The sequence below is a fragment of the Pseudoalteromonas ulvae UL12 genome, assembly GCF_014925405.1.
Lineage (GTDB): Bacteria > Pseudomonadota > Gammaproteobacteria > Enterobacterales > Alteromonadaceae > Pseudoalteromonas > Pseudoalteromonas ulvae.
Genome location: NZ_AQHJ01000033.1, coordinates 119950 through 145287 on the forward strand (window position 1 = coordinate 119950; position 25338 = coordinate 145287).

A 25338-nucleotide genomic window follows, 5' to 3' on the forward strand; every position below is an offset into this window, starting at 1 on the left:
TTAGTGCCTTTACGCAACTTGAGAAAAAATGAAATATTGATAGGCGGCAAAACTTATCACAAGAATTGCGCCTTCAGCACGATTGATGCGGCGTGTGCCTCGAATGCTTAAGCTCATAGCGACCAGTGCAAACGTCGCCAGTAACATGATAATGGCATCTCTATTGGCAGCTGCTGGGTCAATTATTGAAGGATTAATGATGCCTGCAAGGGATAATACAGCCAATATATTGAAAATATTAGAGCCAATGATATTTCCTAACGCTAAATCATCTTCCCCCTTTAGTATTCCAGCAATACAAGCCGCTAGCTCAGGTAAGCTGGTGCCGATAGCAATAATGGTTAAGCCGATGACTAAATCACTTAAACCAAAGTATTTAGCAATATCGACTGCGGACTCAATTAAAAAGTGGGAGCTAATTGGGAGCATAATAATACCAACCACAAGCCAAGCAATTGCAGAAAGATTGCTCACATCTTGAGGGACATCTTCACAAGCTTCAGCGACCAGCGGATCATCAATTTCGCTTTGGCGAGTGGAAATAAAAATCAGGCCGCCAATGAAAATAACAAAAGCGATTAATAGCGCGTAGCCTTCGAGAGCGGAAAAATAATTATCAGAAAAAATATACCACGCACCAACAGACACAAGAATCAGGATTGGCATCTCACGTTTGAGGATGCCAGATGAGACACTTAAAGGTTTAAGTAGTGCGGTTAAACCAAGGACAAGTAAGATGTTGGTGATATTCGAACCCACAGCATTGCCAACTGCAGTGTCGGTCTTTCCTGCCAGTGCTGCAGAAGCAGACACCATCATTTCAGGCGCTGAAGAGCCCATAGCGACAATCGTCAAACCAACGATAAGGGTCGGGACTCCGAAATTTTTCGCTAATGCAGCAGCACCAAAAACGAAGCGATCTGCGCTCCAAACAAGGGCTGCAAACCCCAACACCAAAATGACAAAAGACAGCAACATTATTAAAACCAAATAAGAAATTTCTGATCGCGAATAGTAACAAAGACCGTACTAAATGTATAAAAAAATACTAGTATCACAGCGGTTTATTACAAATTTTTACGTTTTTATTTATCCTTTTGCATCTGAAAAAGCATAAAATAACTTACTAGTTAATGGATTTGGAGTGTGGCTTGTCAAACAACTTAGTTGAAATCAAAGAGTTATCCTTTTCTCGTGGTGAGCGTTTGATTTATAAAAATATGAGTTTCACTGTACCTAAAGGCAAAATCACAGCGATTATGGGCCCAAGCGGTATTGGTAAAACAACTATGCTTCGTTTGATTGGTGGTCAACTTAAACCCGATGCTGGAGATATCCTCTTTCAGAATCAAAGTATTCCAAAAATGTCCCGTAAAGAATTGTATCAAGCTCGTAAAAAAATGAGCATGCTCTTTCAAAGCGGGGCTTTGTTCACGGATATGTCTGTATTTGACAATATTGCCTTCCCTATTCGAGAACACACCAACTTAAGTGAAGAATTAATACGCATCATTGTTTTAATGAAATTAGAAGCGGTGGGTTTGCGTGGTGCAAAAGATTTGATGCCATCGGAGCTATCAGGTGGTATGGCCCGAAGAGCGGCTTTGGCTCGCGCTATTGCGCTCGATCCTGAATTGATTATGTATGATGAGCCTTTTGCAGGTCAGGATCCTATTTCGATGGGGGTGCTTGTTAAATTGATTAAATCACTCAATGAGGTCTTGGGTATCACCTCGCTGGTCGTGACTCACGATGTTGCAGAAGTCATGAGTATTGCAGATCACGTTGTGATTGTGGCTGATAAAGGCGTGATAGGTGAAGGGTCACCTGAAGAAATGCGCAATCATGATTCAGCTTTAGTTCAGCAGTTTCTTGGTGGAATGAGCGATGGGCCCGTTCCATTTCATTTTGAAGCGCAGCCATTTATGAGTGAATTGTTGTCAGGAGAGCAGGCATGATTGACTTTTGGCAAGGTTTAGGCCGGCAAACTCTCGATCGCTTTGCGGCCATTGGCCAAGCTTTGGTGATGTTGATTGGTGCAATATTTAGTGTACCAAATGTCAAGAAAGGCACGCCTTTACTTATAAAACAACTCTACATGGTTGGTTTTTTATCGCTGATTATTATTGTTGTTTCTGGGTTGTTTATTGGCATGGTGCTCGCTTTGCAAGGTTATACTGTTTTAGTGGGTTATGGTGCTGAAGGAAGTTTGGGACCGTTAGTGGCGCTTAGTCTGCTGCGAGAATTGGGCCCTGTAGTGACCGCTTTATTATTTGCCGGTCGTGCAGGCAGTGCATTAACGGCAGAAATAGGATTAATGAAAGCGACTGAGCAATTAACGAGCTTAGAAATGATGGCGATTGATCCGTTAAAGCGCATCATAGCTCCACGTTTTTGGGCTGGCATGATAAGCATGCCTTTACTGGCGTTGATTTTTTCAGCCGTGGCTATATTGGGTGCGCATATCGTTGGCGTCGATTGGTTGGGAATTGATTCAGGAAGTTTCTGGTCTGTTATGCAAGCGCAAGTTTCTTTTGAAAAAGATGTTTTAAATGGTGTGATCAAAAGTATTGTCTTTGCCTTTGTCGTGACTTGGATTGCACTCTATAAAGGGTATTTTTGTGTACCGACATCTGAAGGGATAAGTAAGGCAACAACAGAAACAGTTGTCCAATCTTCATTGGCTGTATTGGGATTTGATTTTGTATTGACTGCTGTAATGTTCAGCAGCTAAAGGTAACTAATTTTATGTCACGGAAAATAGAAGTTTTAGTTGGTTTTTTTGTATCGTTAGGAATTTTAGCGCTTATTTTGTTGGCGTTGAAAGTGGCCAACGCAGGCATTAGTGGTGGCGGTGAATCATATAGCTTATATGCTAAATTTGATAATATTGGCTCTCTTAAAGTTCGCTCACCAATTAAGGTAGGTGGTGTGGTGGTGGGTCGAGTTGAAGCAATTAACCTTGATCCAAAAGATTACACCCCAATAGTACATATGAAAATTGCCAGTGAGTTTAACCAGTTCTCAGAAACAACGTCGGTTAATATCCTGACTGCAGGAATTTTAGGTGAGCAGTATTTAGGGCTAAACCCTGGAGTGTTGGCCAGTAATAATAATGACTTTGCTGATGATATCGGTGATTTGTTTGGTCAAGAGAAGCTTCGTACGCTAAAAGATGGCGATACAATTACGGATACTAAATCCGCATTAGTGCTCGAAGAACTCATTGGGCAATTCCTTTTCAATCAAGGTGGTGAATAAACCATGTTAAAAAAATTACTTCTCGCGTTGTTCTTTGTTTCTAGTGCAGCCAGTGCAAGCGCAAATAACAAGGTAAAAATGGATGAGCCATATGCGATGGTTCAGCAAGTTGCAGAAAACACATTTAATCGTATCTCTGCTGATCAAGAAAAAATTAAAGTAGATGCTGAGCATTTACGTGCTGTTGTTGAGCAAGAATTATTGCCCTATATCGATTACAACTATGCGGCATATAAAGTGTTGGGCAGTTACATTCAAAAAATCCGCAATATTGAAGACGCGCAAGAGAAGAAGCAAGAAATTGCGAAGTTACGTCAATTTATAGAGGTATTTAAAAATTACCTAGTCGCAACATATGCTGGTGTTTTTACACAATATAACCAGCAAAAAGTCGAGTTTGAGCCTGTTCAGAATATTGGCGATGACAAGATTGCAATGATCCGCACTAAAATTATTGAATCAGGTAAGCCTGATATTAATATTGCTTTTAAAGTTAAAAAAGATAGCCAAGGACAGTGGCGTGCTTTTGATATGGTCGCTGAAGGCATTAGTTTGTTAGATGCTAAACAAAGTGAGCTGCACGGTATTTTACGTACCGAAGGCTTAGACTATGTTATCGATTTACTCGATAAGAAAAGCAAGTTACCTATCCAATTTAGAGGGAAATCTGGCGATGACCCAGCTTAACCTTGAATTAAAGGCTTCTGGAGAGTTTGTGGTTTCAGGTGAATTGAGTGCTGAAACCGTTGCTAATTTCACTTTTATGCAAAAATTTCCAGATATTTCGTCAAATTGTATCATTTTTGACTTGTCAGACGTTTCTAGGGTTGACACGGCGGGCTTAGCTTGGTTAATTCACACCTTATCTGAATTACAGCAGCAAAATATTAATTTATCGCTGCATCATGTACCTGAACAGTTGCAAAGGTTGATGCAATTGGTTCAGGTTAGCCAATTATTTGAGTGAATATCCTAATGGAACCGAGTCAAGTCGAAAGTATTTTAAAAGACGCCTTATCTTTAAGTGATGTCCGAGTTAAAGCAAATGGTAGCCATTATGAGGTCATAGCGGTTGGTGATTGTTTTGAAGGGGTGAGTCGAGTTAAAAAGCAGCAATTAGTATATGCCCCATTGATGGAAACAATTGCAGCAGGCACCATTCATGCAGTCTCGATTCGTGCTTTCACTCCGAGTGAGTGGGAACGTGAACGTAAATTAATGTTCCTATAATTTAGGGGCAGTAATATGGACCAATTTATTATTCAAGGTGGCACTTCACTGGCTGGTGAAGTGACTATCTCAGGCGCAAAAAATGCTGCCTTGCCTATCTTATTTGCTTCATTACTTGCAGCAAGTAAAAGTACCTTCCTAAATGTGCCTAAGTTGCGTGATATTCAAACCACTGAAGCTTTATTGAGCCAATTGGGCGCGCGTTGTTCATGGCAACAAGATACGCTGATTATTGATGGTGGCACAGTTGACCAAATTGTTGCTCCTTATGAGCTTGTAAAACAAATGCGCGCGTCAGTTTTGGCGTTAGGGCCTTTGCTTGCCAGGTTTGCCGAGGCAAAAGTTTCATTACCAGGAGGGTGTGCAATAGGTGCTCGTCCTGTTGATTTGCATATTTCGGGTCTAGAGAAAATGGGCGCGACGATCAGTGTTGAAAATGGTTATATCCATGCAAAATCGCCAGGTCGCCTTGTTGGGGCTCCGATTTTTATGGATACAGTCAGTGTCGGAGCGACTGAAAATCTTATGATGGCAGCAGCGTTAGCTGATGGTGTTACTATATTAGAAAATGCCGCTCGCGAGCCCGAGATTGTTGATTTGGCACTGTATTTAACTAATATGGGCGCTAAAATAAAAGGGGCCGGCTCTGATCGAATCGAAATTGAAGGCGTTGAGCATCTAACCGGTTGTGAGCATAAAATTTTACCAGATAGAATAGAAACGGGTACGTTTTTAGTGGCAGCAGCGATGAGCCAAGGTGAAGTGTTGTGTTTAAATACAGATCACCACAGTTTAGAGCCTGTGTTAGAAAAGTTAAAAGCGGCCAACGCTTACCTAGAGATCAAAGAAGACTCTATCTACCTTGATATGCGCAAGCGTGAACTCAAAGCTGTGAATATTAAAACCATGCCTCACCCTGGTTTTCCAACCGATATGCAGGCGCAATTCACTGCTTTAAACGTTGTTGCTAACGGAAGTGCAACGATTACAGAGACTATTTTTGAAAACCGTTTTATGCACGTGCCTGAATTACAAAGAATGGGAGCTAATATTCGCCTAGAAGGAAATACAGCGTATTGTGGCGAAACCCAAAGCTTATCTGGTGCGCAAGTTATGGCGACAGATTTAAGAGCATCGGCGAGCCTTATTTTAACGGGGATTATCGCAAGTGGTGAGACGGTCGTTGATCGTATTTATCATGTCGATCGCGGCTATCAGCGGATTGAAGATAAACTCAGTGCGCTGGGTGCCAATATCTTACGAAAAAAAGCATAAGCAAATAAAAAAACCGCCTAGGCGGTTTTTTTATTTATTAGCAATCCTTCAATCCTGTTATTTAATAGGTTCCAGCTTACCTACTTTGACCGCAATACTATGTGGTTTGCCATTTCTATAAATATCAAAATTGATAACAGACTCAGGGAGTGTATTGGCTATTTGTTCTAAGGTTTGTTGTAAGTTTGTCACGGCTTTGCCATCTATTTTTACAACAATATCATTTTCTTCTAATCCAGCTTGCCAAGCCGGCCCTAATGGATCGATAGAGACCAGTTGCATCCCAAACATCGGGGTGAGTTGATTGCTGAGGCGTTTTCCTGTGTTATCGACAGGTTCGGCATTAAAACCTAAATAGCCTCTAATCACCTGACCGTGTTTGATTAGCTTATTCATGACATCTTTGGCTAACCAATACGGCACAGCAAAAAATATACCTTGGATATCAATATTACGTTGTGCTTTAAATTGTGCTGAGTTTATGCCAACTAACACACCGTTAGAATTGACCAGAGCACCTCCTGAATTGCCAACATTAATCGCTGCATCCATTTGCAACAGGTTGTTATGAGCACTTTGAGAGATATTTTGTTTTCCAGTGGCGCTGATGATCCCTTGAGTAATGGTTTGACCTAGATTGAGTGGATTACCAATCGCTAAAACAACGTCGCCCACTTGAGGAGTAAAGGTATCATCCATGGGAATAACGGGTAGGTGTTGTGCCTCGATTTTTAATAAAGCTAAATCAGTTACAGTGTCATAGCCAATTAGTTGTACATCAGTAAACTGTCGGCCATCTGTCAAAATAACAATCACTTGATCAGCATTATTAATAACGTGGTAGTTGGTTAAAATATACCCCTTATCAGACATGATGACACCCGAACCAAGTTCTTGAATGGTGTTTTGTCTTCTTAAATAGCGTGGCTGGTTTGTAAAGCCTTCGGAATAAATAGTAACAACCGCAGGTGAGGCGCGTTTCACCGCAGTGGCGAAACTTAAATGATTGGAGTTAAAGTCATTGATGCTGATTTTCGACTGCCATTCAACAGGGCGCAAAGAAGGAACTAGGAGTAATACGACAAACGCTGCCGCAAGGCCTGCGAAAATAGGGACTAAGAGAAATTTTATTTTTGTTAGCACAGCAGTCAGTTTATTTTTATAAGAAATTATGGGCTATCATGGCATATAAAAAGAAACAGCGGCAAGTGCCGCTGTTGATATTTATCTTCTAAGCGCTCAATTTTATTGAATTAACACAAAGATAGAATCATCACCTCTTTTAACGCCAAAGACGATATTCCCGTTTATGTCATCAACTGCGCGGGCAAGCTCGTTAATTGTTTTAACACGTTTGCGATTTACTTGCATGATGACATCGCCTTCTTCTAAACCTACGCGAGCTGCTGGTGAGCGTTCAGCCACTTCTTTTACTCTAACACCTTGCACGTCGCTATTGGATTCTAAAATTGCACCTTGTAGCATAGGATGCATTTTATCGGCCGCAGCAGATGCTTGGTTGTTTCCACGAAGAGTAACTTTAACTGTTTTTACTTGGCCATCACGATAGATACCGAGTTTTACTTTTTTGCCTTCACCGATAGTGGCGATTTTGCTGCGAAGTTCTGGGAAGCTGTGGATATCAGCCTTATCAATACTGACAATGACATCACCCGCTTTAATGCCCGCTTCAGATGCGGCAGAATCTTCAACCACTCTAAGAACATAAGCGCCTTGTTTTAAATCTATGTCCTGTGCTTTGGCAATCCCTGCATCGAGGGTGCGGCCTTCAATTCCTAGCGAGCCACGACGTACTTCACCATGTTCAATGATTTGATCGACTAAGTTTTTCATCATATTAGATGGAATTGCAAATCCGATCCCGACATTACCGCCAGAGGCACCTAATATAGCGGTGTTAATACCAATTAACTCGCCATTCAAATTAACTAATGCACCCCCTGAGTTCCCCTGATTAATTGCTGCATCAGTTTGAATAAAGTCTTCAAAACCTTCAATGTTGAGGCCGCTTCTGCCTAATGCACTTACAATACCTGACGTTACGGTGTGGCTCAGCCCAAATGGGTTACCAATAGCCACCGAAAAATCACCGACGCGAAGTAAATCTGAGTTGGCTAATTTCACTTCAACTAAATCTTGCGCTTTCACTTGTAACAGCGCGATGTCTGATTCTTTGTCTGTTCCAACCAATTTAGCTTCATATTCACGGCCATCCTCGAGCGTGATCGTGATTTTTTCAGCATCTTGAATAACGTGATTGTTGGTAACAACATAGCCTTCGCTGGCATCAATAATCACGCCAGACCCAAGCCCGCTAAAAGGTTGCTTTTGGCTTCGTTGTTGACGTTGTGGATTACCAAAGAAAAATTCAAACGGATCAACTTGGCGGCGAACTTCTTTCGCGCCAGATACTTGAATACTGACAACGCCAGGGGTGACTTTTTCCAACATAGGAGCCAGTGTTGGAAGTTGTTGTCCATCCACTGCTACGGGTAATTTTGCATACGAGAAAGAGGGTGCAATCAACAGACTTGAAGAAAGCATAATTGCACTAAGAATGGTTAATTTTGTTTTCATAGTCAGAAAGATACTCCAGATTAATTGGTTACCTTTACTGACTATGGGGTCAAAAAAAAGTTCCTCAAGCCTGTTCTGTTTGATTTTTATTTGTACGATTGTCGGCAAAAATGCCTGATTTGCTATCTGCGTAGTCGACAGGTTGGCTCGATAACGACTCTCGCTTAGTTTTGTTTTGCTCTAATGAGTTAAGTGATGCTTTTAAATGTTCAGTGGTTTCTTTTGAGAAAAAAGGCATGGACTCGGAGCGGTTATCTGTTAGGAGAATTTTGTTGGTTTCTTCCACATGATTGACAAGCTGCTCGTAGTTATCGCGCATTTTTGATACCAGCTTGTTTGTGCTTGCTAAGTGATCTGCGACATCTTGCTTGTACTGCTCGAGGTTGTACTGAGCTTTTTCGACTTCTTTTTCTAATTCATCATGTTCATATTGACGCTTGGTATAAATAGAACCGAGGAAGAAACAGCCAATGGCTGTGAATAAAACTAAGGTTAACCAAATCACTGTTGTCATAAAATTCTCCTGATAGGGGATTGGCCTGTATTTATATGGATTTCAATGTACGCTTTTTACCGGCTCGTGTTAATATAGAGAGCTAAATTAACGGTTGCTCAATGTAATTTAATATGACTCCTTGGCAAAAATATCAGCAAGACCTCACTCGTGACGATTTTCACTATGATGCAGCGCAAGAAAATGCTGTGCGTCATTTGCAGCGTCTCTATGATGATCTTACAACATCCAAGCCTGAAACAACTGGTTTTTTTGCAAAATTATTTAAGAAAAATGAAACCCCAACAATTAAAGGACTTTATTTTTGGGGAGGTGTTGGGCGCGGTAAAACGTATTTAGTCGATACCTTTTTTGATGCCTTGCCGGGTGAACGCAAAATGCGCGTTCATTTTCATCGCTTTATGCACCGTGTGCACCAAGAATTGGCTCAATTAAAAAGTGTTGCGAACCCTCTTGAAACGATAGCAGACAAATTTAAATCAGAAGTGGATATTATCTGTTTTGATGAGTTTTTTGTTCAAGATATAACTGACGCAATGTTATTGGGTGGTCTGATGCAAGCATTGTTCAAACGTCATATCGTGTTAGTTGCCACATCGAATATCATTCCGAGCGAGCTTTATCGAAATGGGCTGCAACGAGCGCGATTTTTACCTGCGATTGAGTTAGTCATTGCCAATACTGAAGTTGTGAATGTTGACTCAGGTATTGATTATCGACTGCGTACTTTGGAGCAGGCAGAGATATTTCATAGTCCTCTAGATGAGCAAGCAGATAAAAACTTATTTGAGTATTTTGCTAAATTGTCGCCAGAACTTGGCCATGCGGATAAAAAGATTGAGATTGAAGGTCGCCAGCTAAAAACACGCATGGAAGCTGATAGTATTGTTATGTTTGAGTTTAGTGAATTGTGTGAAACAGCTCGTAGTCAGGTCGATTACATGGAAATCAGCCGTATCTATCATACGGTGTTGCTTTCAAACGTAAAACAAATGGGGCACAACAATGATGATGCCGCAAGACGCTTTATTGCATTAGTCGACGAATTTTATGAACGAAATGTCACTTTAATCATTTCAGCGGCAATGCCAATCGAACAACTATACAGTGATGGTTTGCTCAGTTTTGAGTTTAAACGCTGCATTAGTCGGCTACAGGAAATGCAGTCACTGGAATATTTGTCGCAACCTCATTTAGCTTAGTTTTTAACTAATTAAGCTAAACTGGCATTTGGCGTAGAAAAAACATGCATTTTTCAAAAAGCGCTGCTATAATCCCGCCTCTGCCACGTTGCGTTCTATTGTCTTAATTAGCTTAGCCACTAATTTTGACTCAAAGTCTTTTACTCGAAGGGGTTCAAGCATCAACTTAGAGCGGCAGTTTATACTGCCTGTGGTTTTAATTGTAAACATTGGATTTTTAATAAATGAAAACGTTTGTTGCTAAGCCAGAAACTGTAAAACGTGACTGGTACGTAGTTGACGCTGAAGGTAAAACTTTAGGTCGTATCGCTACTGAGATTGCTTCTCGCTTACGTGGTAAGCACAAAGCTGAATACACTCCGCATGTAGATACTGGTGATTACATCATCGTTATCAACGCTGAGAAAGTTACTGTTACAGGTAACAAAGCTAAAAACAAAATGTACTATGCACACTCAGGTTTTCCTGGTGGCCTTAAGTCAACTACTTTTGATAAGCTTCAAGCTCACAAGCCTGAAATGATTATCGAAAAAGCAGTTAAAGGCATGTTGCCACGCGGACCTTTAGGCCGTGCAATGTACCGTAAACTTAAAGTTTACGCTGGTACTGAGCATAACCATGCTGCGCAGCAGCCTCAGGTTCTAGACATTTAAGGAGCACACTCATGGCAAATCAATACTACGGTACAGGTCGTCGTAAAAGTTCAAGTGCTCGCGTGTTCTTACGCCCAGGCACTGGCAACATCGTAATCAATAAGCGTTCTATTGAAGAATACTTTGGTCGCGAAACTTCTCGCATGGTTGTTCGTCAGCCATTAGAGCTAGTTGAAATGATTGAAAAGTTTGACTTATACATCACTGTTTCTGGTGGTGGTAACACTGGTCAAGCTGGCGCAATTCGTCACGGTATCACTCGTGCACTTATGGAGTTTGACGAGTCTCTTCGTCCAGCTCTACGTAAAGCTGGTTTTGTTACTCGCGATGCTCGTAAAGTTGAGCGTAAGAAAGTGGGTCTACATAAAGCACGTAAGCGTCCACAGTTCTCAAAACGTTAATTTTTTACGTTTCAAAGAATACCAAAACCCGACCTTGTGTCGGGTTTTTTGTTTTTATCTAAAAATATCTATTCAATTAAGTGCTTAGCTAAATATTTTTCGGCTAAATATTGTTTTTTCAATGTCTGATCAGATAGATGAATTAAAAAAGTTCAACAAATTATTATTTATTTAGATAAATCAGTCAGTAAAGCGGATTAATTTTTGCTACAATTGTCGGGATCATGTTAGCCGTGATGCAAAAATTTTTTTGGATGTTTTCTTGGTTATAGAATGCTCAAAAGGGTAAGTGATAATTGATCTTGGTCAGTACAACGCAGCCTGTAAAAGGATATGATGGGTTGATCAGGGTTAGGTCTGTAGTGAATCGAGTTTAAGTCAGTTAAAAACTAACGTAAATATAGCTTTATTCGGCTGCTTGACCTTCAATATCCTTGTTTTAATCAAGGGTTTTATTTATGATCGCTTCTATTTTGTAACTTCAAAATTTAACCTGCTGTAACTGAATTCTCGATATAGCAAGTGTTGAGAATCATAGTGGAGATGAGTGGATGAGCAATGCGCCTGTAGACAATAGCCGACGTCGCTTTTTAACCATCGCTACCTCTGTTGTAGGTGGTGTTGGTGCGGCCGGAGCTGCTGTTCCTTTTATTGCGTCATGGAATCCAAGTGAGAGAGCCAAATCTGCAGGTGCGCCTGTTGAAGTGGATATCAGTAAACTTGAGCCAGGACAATTAATTCGTGTTGAGTGGCGAGGCAAACCTGTATGGGTTGTGTATCGTACACCAGAAATGCTTGAGCAAATGAAAGCACATGAAGGACAACTTCGTGACCCGCAATCAGATGAGCCTCAACAACCTGAATTCGCCAAAAACGGTTTCCGTTCTGTGCGTGAAGAAATCTTTGTTGCTGTGGGTATTTGTACTCACTTGGGTTGTTCTCCAAGTTTCCTTCAAGGTGGCTTTGGTGAAAAAGTTGAGGGAACGGATGATGGTTTCTTCTGTCCGTGTCATGGTTCTAAGTTTGATATGGCTGGCCGTGTATTCCAAGCGGTTCCTGCACCATTAAATTTAGAAATCCCGCCTTATATTTTTACAGACGAAACCACGATTGTTGTGGGTGCTGAAGAAGGGGCTGCCTAATGTTTGCAAATTTGGTTGATTGGATTGATAAACGCATTCCAATGACACGTGTATGGAACATGCATATTGCACAGTATCCTGCGCCAAAAAACTTTAACTTTTGGTACTTTTTTGGCTCTTTAGCCATGTTAGTACTTGTTAATCAGATTGTTACTGGTATTTGGTTAACTATGAACTATGTTCCTTCTGCTGAAGGTGCGTTTGCATCTGTTGAATACATCATGCGTGATGTTGAATATGGTTGGTTACTGCGTTACTTACACTCAACGGGGGCATCTGCCTTTTTTGTTGTTGTGTACTTACATATGTTCCGCGGCATGATCTATGGTTCTTATCAAAAACCACGTGAGTTACTGTGGTTATTTGGTATGTTCATCTTCTTAGCATTAATGGCTGAAGCATTCATGGGCTACTTATTGCCGTGGGGTCAGATGTCATTCTGGGGTGCACAGGTAATCATCTCTCTATTCGGTGCGATACCGGTTATAGGTGATGACCTTACACAGTGGATCCGTGGTGACTATGTAATTTCAGGTGCAACGTTAAACCGTTTCTTCGCATTACATGTTATTGCTTTACCTCTTGTTATTGTGATCTTAGTTTTCTTACACATTGTAGCTTTACATGAAGTGGGTTCAAACAACCCTGACGGTGTTGAAATTAAACGTAAAAAAGGCTCTGTAGCTGAAGAAGATAAACCTAAATTCAAATTCCATGAATACTATACAGATAAGAAAGACATCGTTGATGCGATACCTTTCCACCCTTATTACACCGTAAAAGATATTGTGGGTGTGGTTGGTTTCTTAATTTTATTCTGCTGGGTGGTGTTCTTTGCTCCTGCGATGGGTGGTTTCTTCTTAGAGGCGCCAAACTTTGAAGCGGCAAATCCACTGAAAACACCAGAGCATATTTTCCCTGTTTGGTACTTTACGCCATTCTATGCGATTTTACGTGCAATCCCTGATAAGTTAATCGGTGTTGCGGCGATGGGTGCTTCAATTGTTGTGCTGGCGTTATTGCCTTGGATTGACCGTGGTTCAGTTCGTTCGATTCGTTATCGTTGTGGCTTCCATAAATGGAATATCGCTCAATTTGTTGTCACGTTTGTAATTTTAGGCTGGGTGGGTGCAACTCCTCAGACTGATTTCAAAACGATCTTGTCGCAAATTACGACTGTAACTTACTTTATGTTCTTTGTTTTACTGTTTGTTTATAGTAAAAATGAAAAAACTAAGCCATTGCCAGAGAGGTTAACGAAATGATCAAGAAACTAGCTATCGGTTTATTTGCTCTTTCTGCGTCAGTTGCCTCTACTTTCGCTATTGCAGCAGGTCCTGCTGTACCATTAATGAAAGCTAATAATGACTTAACAGATAAAGCATCGTTACAGCGAGGCGCTAAACTGTTCATGAATTACTGTCTTGGTTGTCACCAAATGCAGTATCAACGCTATGAACGTACGTTTCGTGATATCGGTATTCCTACTGAGATTGGTCAAGAGCAACTAATTTTTGACGGTTCGAAAGTGGGCGGCCATATCTTAAATGCAATGGATTCGGATGATGCTGCTAAATGGTTTGGTGCAACACCACCAGATTTAACTTTAGTAGGCCGAGTTCGTGGTACTGATTGGATCTATACATATTTGAAGTCTTTCTATAAAGATGACTCGCGCCCATTCGGCGTTAATAATACTGTGTTTCCATTAGTCGGTATGCCACATGTGCTACAAGAGTTGCAAGGTTTACCAACCCCTATCACTGAACAAGTGGAAGAGCATGGTAAAACTGTAACTAAAGTCGTCGGTACAAAAACAGACGGTTCTGGTGAAATGAGTACAGATGAATACGATCAAGCAGCAAGAGATATTACTAATTTCTTAGCTTATGTCGGTGAACCATCTCGCTTAGAATCAGAAGCGCTGGGTATCAAGGTAATTGGATTCTTATTTATTCTATTTATCTTGGCATTCTTACTGAAGAAAGAATACTGGAGAGATGTTCATTAATTTGGACACTTTCGAGTAAATATGAGCAATAGGGGCCTAAGCCCCTTTTGCTGTCTCTAGCAATAATAAACGGAGGAAGGCATGGCTGTTGCTGCCAATAAACGCCCTGTAATGACTCTTTTTTCTGGCGAAAACTGTATGTATAGCCACCAAGTACGTATTGTACTTGCAGAAAAAGGTGTAAGTGTAGATATCCATATGGCGGAAAAGGAAAACCTGCCAGAAGCGCTACACGAGATTAACCCTTATGGCACGGTACCGACATTGATCGACCGTGAGTTAGGACTGTACCAGGCAAACATCATCATGGAATACCTTGATGAGCGTTTTCCACATCCTCCATTAATGCCAGTTTACCCAGTAATGCGCGGTCGTAGTCGTTTAATGATGCACCGTATTGATACTGATTGGTATTCGCTAGCAGCAAAAATCTATCAAGGTGGTGCTGATGCAGCGCAAGCTCGTAAAGAGCTAACAGAGGCGTTGTTAAGTGTTGCACCTATTTTCTCTGAAGCTCCGTATTTCATGAGTGAAGAGTTTAGCTTAGTTGATTGTTACTTAGCTCCACTATTATGGCGCTTACCAGAGTTTGGTATTGAGCTAGTGGGTGCGGGAAGCAAAGAGCTAAAAGAATACATGATGCGTTTATTTGAGCGTGAATCATTCCAAGCTTCATTGACTGAAGCGGAACGTGAGATTCGCTTGTAATAAATTGGTTTAGATAAAACCGCATCCTAGAATGGCGTTTAATGTAGATTAAGCGCTATTTTTTTGTCCGTAATCTTGCATCAGTCAAGGTGACACGTTACCCTCGTGAGCATATTTACAATGAATACAGATCATATTGCATTTACAATATGACAAAGATCTGATTAACCAAGGAATGCGACTCAATGACGCCTAATCGCCCATACTTACTTCGAGCTTTTTTTGATTGGATTGTCGATAACCAATGCACTCCTCATTTAGTGGTAGATGCAACGTATCCACAAGTGGTTATCCCGACACAGTTTGTACAAGACGGTCAAATTGTATTAAATATCAGCCCCAATGCGGTAGCACAGTTTTCTATGGATAATCATGAGATAAGCTTCAATGCTCGTTTTGGCGGTCAACCAATGCAAGTTAGAGTACCAATTGGTGCCGTGCTTGCAATTTATGCGCGTGAAAATGGTGAAGGGACGGTGTTTACACCCGATTTAATAGATGAAGATGACGAGATCTTTGCTGATGAATTCGATGCATCTATTTCTGAGCCTGAAGCGCCTGCTCCAGAACCAGAAGTTAAGAAAAAAGCCTCGCATTTACGCGTGATTAAATAACCTGCGCTTTGGATAATTTAGCTATCTCCAGTCGCTCATTTAAAGATAACTACATTGAATTGAGTTGTAATACTGGAGGAGTTTGTAGGTTCAATATCAATTAAATCAATACGAGAGTGAATCTCTTAACCAGAGCTTAAATAAAAAACCTGCAAAATCAGCAGGTTTTTTACATTAGCGAGTTAAGTACAATACTACTTCTGGGAAGTGGTAAAAAATTACCAAGCTGAGCAATAAAATGATAAAAAATGGCATTGCCGCATACGCTATCTCAAGCAGAGGTCTATCTGTAATCCCTTTTAAAACAAATAAATTGAATCCAACTGGCGGGGTTATTTGCGACATTTCAACCACCACAACCAAATAGATACCAAACCAAATAGGATCAAAGCCGGCTTGATGAATAAGAGGCATTAAAATTGAGCAGGTTAAAATAACAATTGAAATCCCATCCAGAAATAATCCCAAAATAATAAATACAGCAGTCAACGCAATCAGCAGCGTTGCAGGTGATAAGGCAAGTTCACCCACCCAGATTGCCAAAGATGCAGGTATTTGCAAAAAACCCATAGCCATAGTTAAAAAGCTGGCACCGAGCAGAATAAACAAGATCATAGTCGTGGTTTTGACGCAGGCGATTAGGCTGTCACTAACTAAGTTTAATGTTAGTAACCCTTTAAACTTACAAATAAGAAGCGCCCCTAATACACCTAATGCAGCAGATTCACTTGGGGTAGCGAGTCCTGAATAAATAGAACCAATGACTAAACACATTAACAATGTGATAGGTAGTAACTTTTTGACAGTGTGACGCTTCTTGAGGCTAGAAATGTCAGCTGTCTTCGCTCTTGGTTTATGTAAATGACTGGCAATAATGTATAGAGAAAATAGCAGCATTAAGACAAGACCTGGAATCACACCCGCTAAAAAAAGTTGAGCGATAGAGACATCACTGGCAACTCCATAGACAATCAGAATAATTGATGGTGGGATCAGTAAACCTAAGGTTGCTGAGCCTGCTAAAGAGCCAATACTAAGACGTTCTGAATAACCACGTTTTTTTAATTCAGGCAGTGTCATGCGACCCATAGTCGCAGCAGTGGCAGCAGAAGATCCAGAGACGGCAGCGAAAATCCCCGAGCCGAATACATTGATATGCAGTAAGCCCCCTGGAAGTCTTTTGAGCCAAGGGCTGAGGCCATCAAACAAATCCTTGCCGATATGGGCTCGATAAAGTAATTCCCCCATCCAAATGAACAAAGGAAGTGCTGTCAATGACCAGCTAGTAAGATGTCCCCAAGCGGTAGTCGAAAAAATAAGCCCGACAGCTTGGTTACCATTGAGAAATAATGCAATTAAGGCAATCAGAATAAGGCTAAAACCAACCCACAAACCAATAGCTAAAAAGGTTAATAGTGAAATCGCTAAACACAATGCAATAAACAAACTATCCATGTTTTTTACCTAATAAAAGAATCGCTTTAAATATGCTGCACAGTAATAACGCAGATCCAACTAACATAGGCAATTGTAATGGCCATTGTGGTAACGGTATTTGTCCTGTGGTTAGTTCATGGAAATGATAAGAGTCACTGACTAATTGCCAGCATGCATAAACCACAAAGGCACTTATCAATAAAGCCGCGATATGGCTAAGATAATTAATAATAACATTCAGGCGAGGGTGTTGGGTGTGTAGTAATAGGGTTACCCTGATATGCCCTTGCTCTTCAAAGGTATAGGCAAGCCCTAAAAAGCAGCTAGTGATTAGCAAGTAGCCTGCAAAATCTTCCACTGAAGGAATTTGAATATTCAATAAACGCAGTAAAATTTGTGCTAACACTAAGGTGAAAATAAGCACAATACAGCTCATCGCGATGATTAATGCTAAAGAAGGGCGCTTAGTCATGTTGGACTCTTTGATTTAAAAATTGCTTAATCAACTCATGACTACTTTGAGGGCTAATCTCCAGCCAATCATTAAGCATTTGGGTACCAATAGTATTAAGTTGATTTACCAATACCTGATTGGGTTTGGTGATCGTGAGCCCATTGTCAGCTAGCAGCTGTGTTTTTAGTTTTGTTTCTTGGGCGGCGAGCTGCCAAGCTCGTTCTTCGTATTTTCTGGCTTGTTCGAGTAATGCTGTTTGTTGTGATGCCGTGAGCGAAAGGAATATCTCTTGATTCATAACAAGCATATTTTTAGGGATCCATGCTTGGCTATCAGAGTAGTGTTTTACATACTCCCACGCTCGACTACTGACGCCTGTTGAAGGAGAAGTGATCATACTATCTATCATACCTGTACTGAAGGCTTGTGCGATTTCTGAGGCTTGTATCGATGTAGGATTCGCTTTCATTAGGGTGGCTAAATCTGCGGTAATCGCGCTATAAGCCCGCATTTTACTATTATGCAATTGGCTCAAATCTGTCAGCTCAACTTGACTGTAAATACCTTGTGGTGGCCAAGGTGCAGCAAACAACAACATAACCCCTTCTTTGATAAGTTCCTTTGCCAAATAGGGACGAGATAACTGCCACAATAAATGCGCATCAGCAAAGTTTGCCACTAAAAAAGGCAAATTATCGAGCTGGAAAATAGGATTTTGGTTTCCGAGTAAGCCAATAAAAATCTCTCCCATCGCGACTTGCCCGGTGCGTACAGCGCGATAAATCTCAGCATGTTTGTACAAGCTGGCACCAGAATGAACCGTTATAGCAATATTGTCTTGTTTAAGAGAGTGCGCCATCTCACGTAGGTTTTGAGTATGGAAAATTGAATCACCATAGGGCGTGACCAAATCCAAACAAAGGCTCGGCGAGCTTGTAAACATTAAGCAAGCAAAAACAAAAAATTTTCTCATTATTATTTTTATAGTGATTTTTTCTGTGAACAGTAAATCATCTCAGCAAGCAAAAATAAACACTTAACTGATGGCTATATCAAAAGGAGGGAGGGCTGAAAGTTCAGCCCTAAAGTTTATAGATATTCGAAGACTTTAATGACTTTTACAACACCAGAAATATTACGTGCTAAGTCAACGGCAGTATTGGCTTCTTGATCGCTGACTAAGCCCATCAGAAAAACCTCTCCATTCTCAGTAATGACTTTAATATCGTTCGCACTGATTGACTCTTCTGTGAGTAAGCGAGTTTTTACTTTTGATGTTAACCATGAATCATGGGTACGAGTGCTGATCCCGACGTTGCTGCCGATGCGAATTTGATTATGTACTTTAACGATACCAGCAACATCTTTGATAGCGCGTTCAGCTGCGGTGCGCATTTCATCAGTCGGGGTTTGCCCAATAAGTAAAACGACTCCATTGAGACTCACAACACTGATATTGGCAAATTTTGCTAATTGTGGCTGACCTTTTATTTCGAGCGTTGCTTTGATTTCAATATTGTTATCATCAATTTGTGTACCCAGTGTGCGTCGGTCGGTCGCGGCAGATACCGCACCTGCAGTACCTGCAACAATTGCAGCCGCGCAGCCTTGTAAAATAAGTAAGCTTATAATTATTATTAGTTTTTGTAACATTAACTTTCATCCTGTGGGAAAAGTGTCATATCGACTAACTCGCTAAGACAGTGGATATTAAATAGTTGTGATTCCACAATGCGGCTTGGGCGCTTAGAAGGCACTCGAATCTCAACATCATTAGGCCCAAGTAAACCAGCAAGCTCACCGCCATCATCGCCAACTAAAGCTATGACTCTCATATCTTTAGTTAGTGCCGCTTCAATGGCAGAAATAACTGATTTTTCATTACCATTGATTGCAAAGACCATCAGTAAGTCACCTTGTTGTGCAAACGCACGTACTTGGCGAGCAAATGCATCAGTATCACTTTGTTCAGCGTAGCTGCTTAAATGTGTCAGCTCAGAGCCTAAGGCAATTGCAGGTAAACATGGACGCTCTGTTTCATAAAAATTCACCAGTAAATTGGCCATGTGTTGCGCTAACATATGGCATCCTTGAGCGCCACAACACAGGAGTTTGTTACCATTGATTAGGCTTTGCGCCATAGTAAAAGCGGCCGTTTCTAAGGCACTTGGTAAAACTTCACCTGCAGCGATTTGGGCTTGAATACTTTCAGTATAAATTTCTTTGACTATCTCTTGCATACGCGACGCTCACAGAACATTTTTGAACCAATTAAATTGATAGGGATTTTGCCCATTTATTGCCATAAAGTCGACTCTTAACGGCGAATTTTGTAGTTGATGCTGTTGAATGTAGACCGAAATGGCTCGATGTAGCCGCTGTTGCTTTTGTTTTGTAAATGCAGCATTGGCTCCTCCATATTGTTGACCTTTTCGATATTTTACCTCAACAAACACCCAGGTTTGTTGATCTCTCATGATGAGGTCGATTTCACCTAACTTACACCAAAAATTCCGTTCAACAGGCGTGAGCCCTTGCTCAACCAAATAGTGCTCGGCTTCAAGTTCATAAAATTCGCCTTTTTGGCGTGTATTGGCAAAGCTTTGAGTAAACCAGTTCATCCTTGACCCCTGTTTTCAAAATAAAGACTAATAAAAGCATAGCGTTGATTTGAAAACAGGTGTAATTGATTACTCAGACACCTCAGAAGAAGTCTCGATAAATTGAGTTTGCATAAACAATGGCGTCGGTTTTTCTTGTTTCAAAGAAACGGCTTTGATCGATTGCCGGCGGTATTGTGCCCATTGTAATTGGCGCTCAATCTCACCAAGCTCATTGACCGAAAGGCGACCCGTTAAGCCTTGCACACGTTTACCTGGCAGCGCATTAAGTTGGCGCAACTCAGGAATTAAACGTACGGCGTCATAACCCATGGCGAATAGTTGCTGTTGTAAATCTGCCTGATCAGGCCATAACTGATCAAATTGACCACGAAGCTCTGGTGCTGTTTGTTTGATAGGGAGCATCCAAGGCATATCAGTAAAATAAAGCCCTTGTAAGTCTCGTTTATCAGATTTATCTACTAGCAGGCTGTGACTGCGTGACATTGCATAAATAGGAGGTTGATCTGCAAATGTACTAATGCTGACATCAAAATAAGGCTTTAAAAGTCTTGTTTTGACGGCATCTGCGATTAAATAAATAACATCGAAATCGCGGCGTGAACGGGCTTCGCTGTGTAATTTTTCTTTGAACATTAAGTTTATTTGTGCAATTCGTTGTTGGCTTTTATCCACTTCAAGTAATTGCCTGACTTGTTTTTGCATATCTTGGTTGTTGCTATAAAACGCTATTTCAGGTGCCACTTCAGAATACATTTGCCACTGCTGGTTAAAATGCTCGACTAATCGGGTTCCTGAGCGATTTTGCGGCGCTAGAATAAGTGGTTTTTTATATGGTTGAGATAAAAAGTGCTCAATTGCTTGGTTTATTTCATGCTCAGGTGCAAGAGCAAAATAAAAGTGTTCCAAAGAAGTGCGCTCTTGAATGCTGCTATTAAGGTATAACGCAGGGTAGTTGGCCAGTACATTATCTTGCTTTAAACGTTCAATGTTTTCGCGCAGCAGTGGGCCAATGATGAAATCAGGCGAAAACTCCTCAAGTTGGCTTTTAATTTGTTCGCTAGTTTGTTCTGAGTCAATAAATTGCAGCTTAGTCGAGCTATTAAACTCAACAGCAGCAAGAATGCCCGCAGTTAATGCTTCGGTATTGCGCTCATTTTTCTGATTATTTTTTGGTAGTAAAATAGCTAGTTTTTGGACGTTAAATGGCTCGATAGCCATTAAAGTTTGCATTTTTTCAGGCAAAGCAAAACTTGCAGGGTGGCGAGGGTAGCGACGCTGCCAATTATTCATAGCGCTGTGCAACGCAACGGGATCACCAATATATAATTGACTGTATAGCGCTAAATTGACCCAGCCTTGTTGAATGAGAGAACCGTCTTTGATTTGTTTTAACGTAAATGCGGGTAACTGATTAAGTTGTTGCCAAATCAGTTGATTCAAATCAGATGCTTCGATTTGATGTTTTACAGCGGTTTCTGAGGCTCGAAACAAATAAGGCAAAGCTTGCGATGTCAGTACTTGCTCGGCATATATTTGACCGCTGATAAATTGATGCCAATAAAAATGAATCGGGCTTGTGAGCTTATCTTGCAAGGTGTCAAGGGATGTCAAAGCCTGAGAATAGCTGCGCTGTTTAAATTGAGCCAACGATAAATAAAGATTGTTTTGTACTCTATCAACCCCTTGTCGGCTGAGTAAGTCTTGGCAAATGGTTTGCAGCAACGACCAATTGTGCTCACTGATCGCTTTGTCGCGAGCGCCATAGAGCATTTGAATTTTATCTACGCCCCGTTTTAAACGGGCATTATCGTATAGGGTTTGAGCATCAAGGATCTGAGGCGCGACTTTTTCGACAGGTTTTACCACGGTTTGTTGCTCTATAGTGGTTTTCTCTGTTGTACTACATGCCGATAACAAGGAAAATAACAAAATAAAGCTAGAATGTTTAAGTCGCACAGAATTTTCTCAACTAGTAAGCGATGTGTGTATATTACTGACTGATGTAGGAGACCTCAATGTTAAATGGGGATAAATCGAACAAAATTGGTACCTTGTACGTGGTAGCAACCCCGATAGGTAATTTAGATGATATTAGTCAGCGCGCCATTGCGACGCTTTCAAGTGTGGATTTAATTGCAGCCGAAGATACACGCCATACGGGTAAATTGTTGAGTCACTTGGCAATCAAAGCAAAAACATTTGCTTTGCATGATCACAATGAAAAGCAAAAAGCACAACAAATCGTTGATTGGCTCAATGAAGGACTCGATGTGGCTTTGGTGTCCGATGCAGGCACTCCACTGATCAGCGACCCTGGTTATTCTGTAGTGAGTTTGTGCCGTGAGCAGGGCGCCAAAGTGACACCAGTGCCTGGTGCATGTGCGGCTATTGCCGCGGTGAGTTGCTCAGGATTGCCCACTGACCGTTTTCAATTTTTAGGGTTTAGCCCTGCAAAAAGTAAGGCGCGACAAGATTTCTTTTTATCTGCGTTTGAAAGCGGTATGACCAGCATTATTTATGAAAGTACTCATAGAATCATGGCAAGCCTAGACGATATAGAAGCTGTGTTAGGTGCAGAACAATCCGTGGTGTTGGCCAAAGAGCTCACAAAAACCTTTGAAACCTTTTTTAGTGGCACTGTGGTTGAACTGCGAGCGTTTCTCACCGATGATCCTGCGCGTCAACGCGGCGAAATAGTGTTGATGTTACCAGGTAAAGCAAAACAGCAAGATGAAATACCCGCTGATGCACGGCGCATGCTGGGTTTGCTCGAAGAACACATGCCAATGAAAAAAGCCTGTGGCATCGTAGCAGATTACTTTGATATCAAAAAAAATGCCTTATACAAAGCAGTATTAGCAGATAAAGACGACTAAGCGCAGCGCTCATGTCACTACATGAACTCTTTCTGTAGCGCACCTTCATGTTGGACGTCGTTAAAAAGCGAAATAAAACTGTAACTAGGAAGCTAATTGCGTATAATGCCGCCCGAGTCGGCCGAGATAATCGCTGCCTGTGACGAAAATGATCAGGGGGAGGAAAGTCCGGGCTCCATAGGGCAGGGTGCCAGCTAACGGCTGGGGGGCGTGAGCCTACGACAAGTGCAGCAGAGAGGAGACCGCCAGTCTTCGGATTGGTAAGGGTGAAAGGGTGCGGTAAGAGCGCACCGGGCCACTGGTAACAGTTGGTTGCAAGGTAAACTCCACCCGGAGCAAGACCAAATAGGGTTCCTTATGGTGTGGCCCACATCGGAACCGGGTAGGTTGCTTGAGCCTAAGAGCGATTTTAGGCCTAGACGAATGATTATCCACGACAGAACCCGGCTTATTGGCTGACTCACTAAATTATAAAAAAGCCCGATGCATTGCATCGGGCTTTTTTTGTTTCTTGATTGATTACAAGTTAAATAAACGCCTCTCTGGTTGATAAGAGGTAAAATCCTGCTGCTCACTAATACTAAATTCAATCCGATACCAAATAATAAAGTCATTTTGCTAAATACCAAGTTGCGGTTGTTACCTGTTATTAATAACTATTGGTTGCGTTGTGTTTTGATAGTAAAAATCACGACTTATTAGCAAGTTTGATTAAAAGCTTCATTCTTTCACTTATTTATAAAAGTGGAATTAATGTAAGCTATTGAAATAAATAACTTTTAATTTTGGCATGTGTCATGCTTTAGCAACATTAATATTAGTTAAAGCGATATAAAAACAAGGGTTTATAATGACCAAAAATAACAAAAATCTATTTTCCACATATTTTTTCATGATGGGGCTCGTTTTCTCGCCACTCTCTGCGTTTGCATCCTATGCTGAACCTTCTTTAGATCAGTTTATAGAGATGGTTATGAAAGAGCGTAACATCCCAGGTTTACAATTAGCTGTTGTAAAAGGTAACAAGGTCGTTAAGCAGGCAAGTTATGGTATGGCTGATTTACAGCATAATGTGCCAGTGACAGATAAAACGCTCTTTGCTATTAATTCAATGACTAAGGCATTCACTGGTGTGGCTATTTTGCAGTTGGTAGATCAAGGAGTGATTAAACTCGATGATAAAATCGGTCTGCATTTGCCTTCATTACCACTCAAGTGGCATGAATTAACTATTAAGCAGTTGATGGCGCACACCACAGGGTTACCTGAGATTTTGGCTTCTACCAGTTCGCTGGAGTTAATTGTACCTGGCAATATTGATGCGTCTTGGCAGGCTGTTCAGGAGCGCCCATTTTTATTCAATCCAAACAGCCGCTTTAGTTACAATCAAACAGGGTACATCGTCCTAGGTAAGCTGATAGAACGCTATATTCCAGAGGGATTCACTCATTTTATCACCGATTTTCAGCTTAAACCTGTTGGAATGAAACAAACAGCCCAAGCTGGATTCAGTAACCTTGAGTTGGTGATCCCCAATCAATCAAGACAATATATTTATCTAGAAAGTGGTGAGTATAAAAACTTTTATGGTGAATTCGCGCATATGTTAAGAACTGCAGCTGGGATGAGTTCGACCGCACTAGAGCTAGCTGATTATATTATTGCGTTGCAAAGTGGTCAGTTAATAAAAGAGGTCGAGCAATTATGGCAACCCGTTAAGCTCAACAATAATAGAACCGAAGGCTTTAATAACAAAGAAAATGGTTATGCGATGGGTTGGCAAGTTGGACAACGTAAATATCATCCCAGCATCAGCGCCAGTGGCGCCAATGCCAGTACATTGATTACTTACCCAGAAGATGATGTCTCAGTGATTGTGTTAACTAACTTACTCGGGGCGTTACCGATTACTTTTGTTGATGATATCGCGGCTTATTATATTCCTAACTTTAATCATCCTGACAAAGTGAGCTCATATAGGCCGATGGAGTATTTAGACAAATTAACAACAGAAAATGGTTTTGGAGAATTTGCGAAGACATTTAAAAAAGCTGAGCAGGATACAGGAGTCACCTTTGATATTGATATCATCGCAGAATGGGGATTTGAGTTATTAGCCGCACAGCGAGTGGAGGATGCAATTGAGATATTTCAGTTTTCGATTTCCAATAATGATCCGCACTCTTTTTATTATTTTGGTTTAGCAAAAGCATACGACATGCAAGAGCGTTATTCAGACGCATTAAAAAATTATGAAGCCGTTGTAAGGCTCAACCCAAACGCGCAAATGTCACAACAGCGAGTTGCCGCTTTAAAAGCACAGTTAAAGCTGTAACCC

Annotated in this window: 28 protein-coding genes and 1 other RNA gene; 18 read left to right on the plus strand and 11 right to left on the minus strand. The window is 41.1% G+C overall.

Annotated features, from left to right (window positions below):
* Window positions 1-9: 9 nt before the first annotated feature.
* Complete coding sequence (locus PULV_RS15995; protein WP_086744128.1) at window positions 10-978, minus strand: calcium/sodium antiporter; 969 nt, start codon at window positions 976-978, stop codon at window positions 10-12.
* Between the two features lie 173 nt (window positions 979-1151).
* On the opposite strand from PULV_RS15995, the gene mlaF reads away from it, so the two are divergent.
* Genes mlaF through murA form a run of 7 tightly spaced genes read left to right on the plus strand, consistent with a single transcriptional unit; the run spans window position 1152 to window position 5766 of the window.
* The gene (gene mlaF / locus PULV_RS16000) at window positions 1152-1958 is read left to right on the plus strand and encodes a phospholipid ABC transporter ATP-binding protein MlaF (RefSeq protein ID WP_405127500.1); all 807 of its coding nucleotides are present in this window, start codon (window positions 1152-1154) and stop codon (window positions 1956-1958) included.
* Window positions 1955-2734 carry a lipid asymmetry maintenance ABC transporter permease subunit MlaE gene (gene mlaE / locus PULV_RS16005; protein ID WP_086744130.1) on the plus strand — a complete coding sequence of 260 codons (780 nt, stop codon included), beginning with the start codon at window positions 1955-1957 and terminating at the stop codon, window positions 2732-2734. The genes mlaF and mlaE overlap by 4 nt, the downstream gene beginning before the upstream one ends.
* Window positions 2735-2748: 14 nt before the next feature.
* Window positions 2749-3261, plus strand: a complete 513-nt coding sequence (gene mlaD / locus PULV_RS16010) for an outer membrane lipid asymmetry maintenance protein MlaD (RefSeq protein ID WP_086744131.1) — start codon at window positions 2749-2751, stop codon at window positions 3259-3261.
* Window positions 3262-3264: 3 nt separating this feature from the next.
* Window positions 3265-3948: an MlaC/ttg2D family ABC transporter substrate-binding protein gene (locus PULV_RS16015; RefSeq protein ID WP_193332233.1), complete on the plus strand. Its 684-nt coding sequence runs from the start codon at window positions 3265-3267 to the stop codon at window positions 3946-3948.
* Window positions 3935-4228: an STAS domain-containing protein gene (locus PULV_RS16020; RefSeq protein WP_086744133.1), complete on the plus strand. Its 294-nt coding sequence runs from the start codon at window positions 3935-3937 to the stop codon at window positions 4226-4228. The genes PULV_RS16015 and PULV_RS16020 overlap by 14 nt, the downstream gene beginning before the upstream one ends.
* A gap of 8 nt (window positions 4229-4236) precedes the next feature.
* Window positions 4237-4491: a BolA family protein gene (locus tag PULV_RS16025; protein WP_086744134.1), complete on the plus strand. Its 255-nt coding sequence runs from the start codon at window positions 4237-4239 to the stop codon at window positions 4489-4491.
* 15 nt (window positions 4492-4506) lie between these two features.
* Window positions 4507-5766: a UDP-N-acetylglucosamine 1-carboxyvinyltransferase gene (gene murA / locus PULV_RS16030; protein WP_086744135.1), complete on the plus strand. Its 1260-nt coding sequence runs from the start codon at window positions 4507-4509 to the stop codon at window positions 5764-5766.
* Window positions 5767-5823: 57 nt separating this feature from the next.
* Here murA and PULV_RS16035 read toward each other — a convergent pair whose 3' ends face one another.
* The 3 genes from PULV_RS16035 to PULV_RS16045 all read right to left on the minus strand — a co-directional run bounded on the left by PULV_RS16035 (window position 5824) and on the right by PULV_RS16045 (window position 8878).
* On the minus strand, window positions 5824-6909 hold the full coding sequence (locus PULV_RS16035) for a trypsin-like peptidase domain-containing protein (protein ID WP_086744136.1): 1086 nt from the start codon (window positions 6907-6909) through the stop codon (window positions 5824-5826).
* A gap of 102 nt (window positions 6910-7011) precedes the next feature.
* On the minus strand, window positions 7012-8364 hold the full coding sequence (locus PULV_RS16040) for a Do family serine endopeptidase (RefSeq protein WP_193332234.1): 1353 nt from the start codon (window positions 8362-8364) through the stop codon (window positions 7012-7014).
* Between the two features lie 64 nt (window positions 8365-8428).
* Window positions 8429-8878 (minus strand): ZapG family protein, encoded by a 450-nt coding sequence (locus tag PULV_RS16045; protein WP_086744138.1) that lies wholly within the window; start codon window positions 8876-8878, stop codon window positions 8429-8431.
* 113 nt (window positions 8879-8991) lie between these two features.
* Here PULV_RS16045 and zapE point away from each other — a divergent pair, with 113 nt between their 5' ends.
* The 8 genes from zapE to PULV_RS16085 all read left to right on the plus strand — a co-directional run bounded on the left by zapE (window position 8992) and on the right by PULV_RS16085 (window position 15609).
* A complete protein-coding gene (zapE, locus tag PULV_RS16050; protein ID WP_086744139.1) occupies window positions 8992-10080 on the plus strand; it encodes a cell division protein ZapE in 1089 nt (362 codons plus the stop codon).
* A 224-nt stretch (window positions 10081-10304) separates the two neighbouring features.
* The gene (gene rplM / locus PULV_RS16055; protein WP_086744140.1) at window positions 10305-10733 is read left to right on the plus strand and encodes a 50S ribosomal protein L13; all 429 of its coding nucleotides are present in this window, start codon (window positions 10305-10307) and stop codon (window positions 10731-10733) included.
* 11 nt (window positions 10734-10744) lie between these two features.
* Window positions 10745-11134, plus strand: a complete 390-nt coding sequence (gene rpsI / locus PULV_RS16060; RefSeq protein WP_086744141.1) for a 30S ribosomal protein S9 — start codon at window positions 10745-10747, stop codon at window positions 11132-11134.
* Between the two features lie 551 nt (window positions 11135-11685).
* Window positions 11686-12276: a ubiquinol-cytochrome c reductase iron-sulfur subunit gene (gene petA / locus PULV_RS16065; protein WP_086744142.1), complete on the plus strand. Its 591-nt coding sequence runs from the start codon at window positions 11686-11688 to the stop codon at window positions 12274-12276.
* Window positions 12276-13541, plus strand: coding sequence for a cytochrome b (locus PULV_RS16070; RefSeq protein ID WP_086744143.1), 1266 nt, complete (start codon window positions 12276-12278; stop codon window positions 13539-13541). The genes petA and PULV_RS16070 overlap by 1 nt, the downstream gene beginning before the upstream one ends.
* Window positions 13538-14287, plus strand: coding sequence for a cytochrome c1 (locus PULV_RS16075; protein ID WP_086744144.1), 750 nt, complete (start codon window positions 13538-13540; stop codon window positions 14285-14287). Before PULV_RS16070 ends, PULV_RS16075 begins: the two co-directional genes overlap by 4 nt.
* 81 nt (window positions 14288-14368) lie before the next feature.
* On the plus strand, window positions 14369-14995 hold the full coding sequence (sspA, locus tag PULV_RS16080) for a stringent starvation protein SspA (protein WP_086744145.1): 627 nt from the start codon (window positions 14369-14371) through the stop codon (window positions 14993-14995).
* A gap of 185 nt (window positions 14996-15180) precedes the next feature.
* Window positions 15181-15609 (plus strand): ClpXP protease specificity-enhancing factor, encoded by a 429-nt coding sequence (locus PULV_RS16085; protein WP_086744146.1) that lies wholly within the window; start codon window positions 15181-15183, stop codon window positions 15607-15609.
* A 174-nt stretch (window positions 15610-15783) separates the two neighbouring features.
* Here PULV_RS16085 and PULV_RS16090 read toward each other — a convergent pair whose 3' ends face one another.
* From PULV_RS16090 to PULV_RS16120, 7 genes are all read right to left on the minus strand, one after another.
* Window positions 15784-17064 carry a TRAP transporter large permease gene (locus tag PULV_RS16090; RefSeq protein WP_086744147.1) on the minus strand — a complete coding sequence of 427 codons (1281 nt, stop codon included), beginning with the start codon at window positions 17062-17064 and terminating at the stop codon, window positions 15784-15786.
* Window positions 17057-17518 carry a TRAP transporter small permease gene (locus PULV_RS16095; protein ID WP_086744148.1) on the minus strand — a complete coding sequence of 154 codons (462 nt, stop codon included), beginning with the start codon at window positions 17516-17518 and terminating at the stop codon, window positions 17057-17059. Before PULV_RS16095 ends, PULV_RS16090 begins: the two co-directional genes overlap by 8 nt.
* Window positions 17511-18443, minus strand: a complete 933-nt coding sequence (locus PULV_RS16100; protein ID WP_227009427.1) for a TRAP transporter substrate-binding protein — start codon at window positions 18441-18443, stop codon at window positions 17511-17513. The genes PULV_RS16095 and PULV_RS16100 overlap by 8 nt, the downstream gene beginning before the upstream one ends.
* 146 nt (window positions 18444-18589) lie before the next feature.
* Window positions 18590-19153, minus strand: coding sequence for a division/outer membrane stress-associated lipid-binding lipoprotein (gene dolP, locus PULV_RS16105; protein ID WP_086744150.1), 564 nt, complete (start codon window positions 19151-19153; stop codon window positions 18590-18592).
* Complete coding sequence (locus tag PULV_RS16110) at window positions 19153-19740, minus strand: SIS domain-containing protein (RefSeq protein ID WP_086744151.1); 588 nt, start codon at window positions 19738-19740, stop codon at window positions 19153-19155. The genes dolP and PULV_RS16110 overlap by 1 nt, the downstream gene beginning before the upstream one ends.
* A gap of 9 nt (window positions 19741-19749) precedes the next feature.
* Complete coding sequence (locus PULV_RS16115; protein WP_086744152.1) at window positions 19750-20121, minus strand: YraN family protein; 372 nt, start codon at window positions 20119-20121, stop codon at window positions 19750-19752.
* Window positions 20122-20190: 69 nt separating this feature from the next.
* On the minus strand, window positions 20191-22080 hold the full coding sequence (locus PULV_RS16120) for a penicillin-binding protein activator (RefSeq protein ID WP_140372849.1): 1890 nt from the start codon (window positions 22078-22080) through the stop codon (window positions 20191-20193).
* A 59-nt stretch (window positions 22081-22139) separates the two neighbouring features.
* Between PULV_RS16120 and rsmI the strand changes: the two genes are divergently transcribed.
* From rsmI to PULV_RS16135, 3 genes are all read left to right on the plus strand, one after another.
* Window positions 22140-23000 (plus strand): 16S rRNA (cytidine(1402)-2'-O)-methyltransferase, encoded by an 861-nt coding sequence (gene rsmI / locus PULV_RS16125; protein WP_086744154.1) that lies wholly within the window; start codon window positions 22140-22142, stop codon window positions 22998-23000.
* A 113-nt stretch (window positions 23001-23113) separates the two neighbouring features.
* An RNA gene (rnpB, locus tag PULV_RS16130) (RNase P RNA component class A) lies at window positions 23114-23467 on the plus strand.
* A 383-nt stretch (window positions 23468-23850) separates the two neighbouring features.
* Window positions 23851-25335 carry a serine hydrolase gene (locus PULV_RS16135; RefSeq protein WP_193332236.1) on the plus strand — a complete coding sequence of 495 codons (1485 nt, stop codon included), beginning with the start codon at window positions 23851-23853 and terminating at the stop codon, window positions 25333-25335.
* The last annotated feature ends 3 nt before the right edge of the window (window positions 25336-25338 follow it).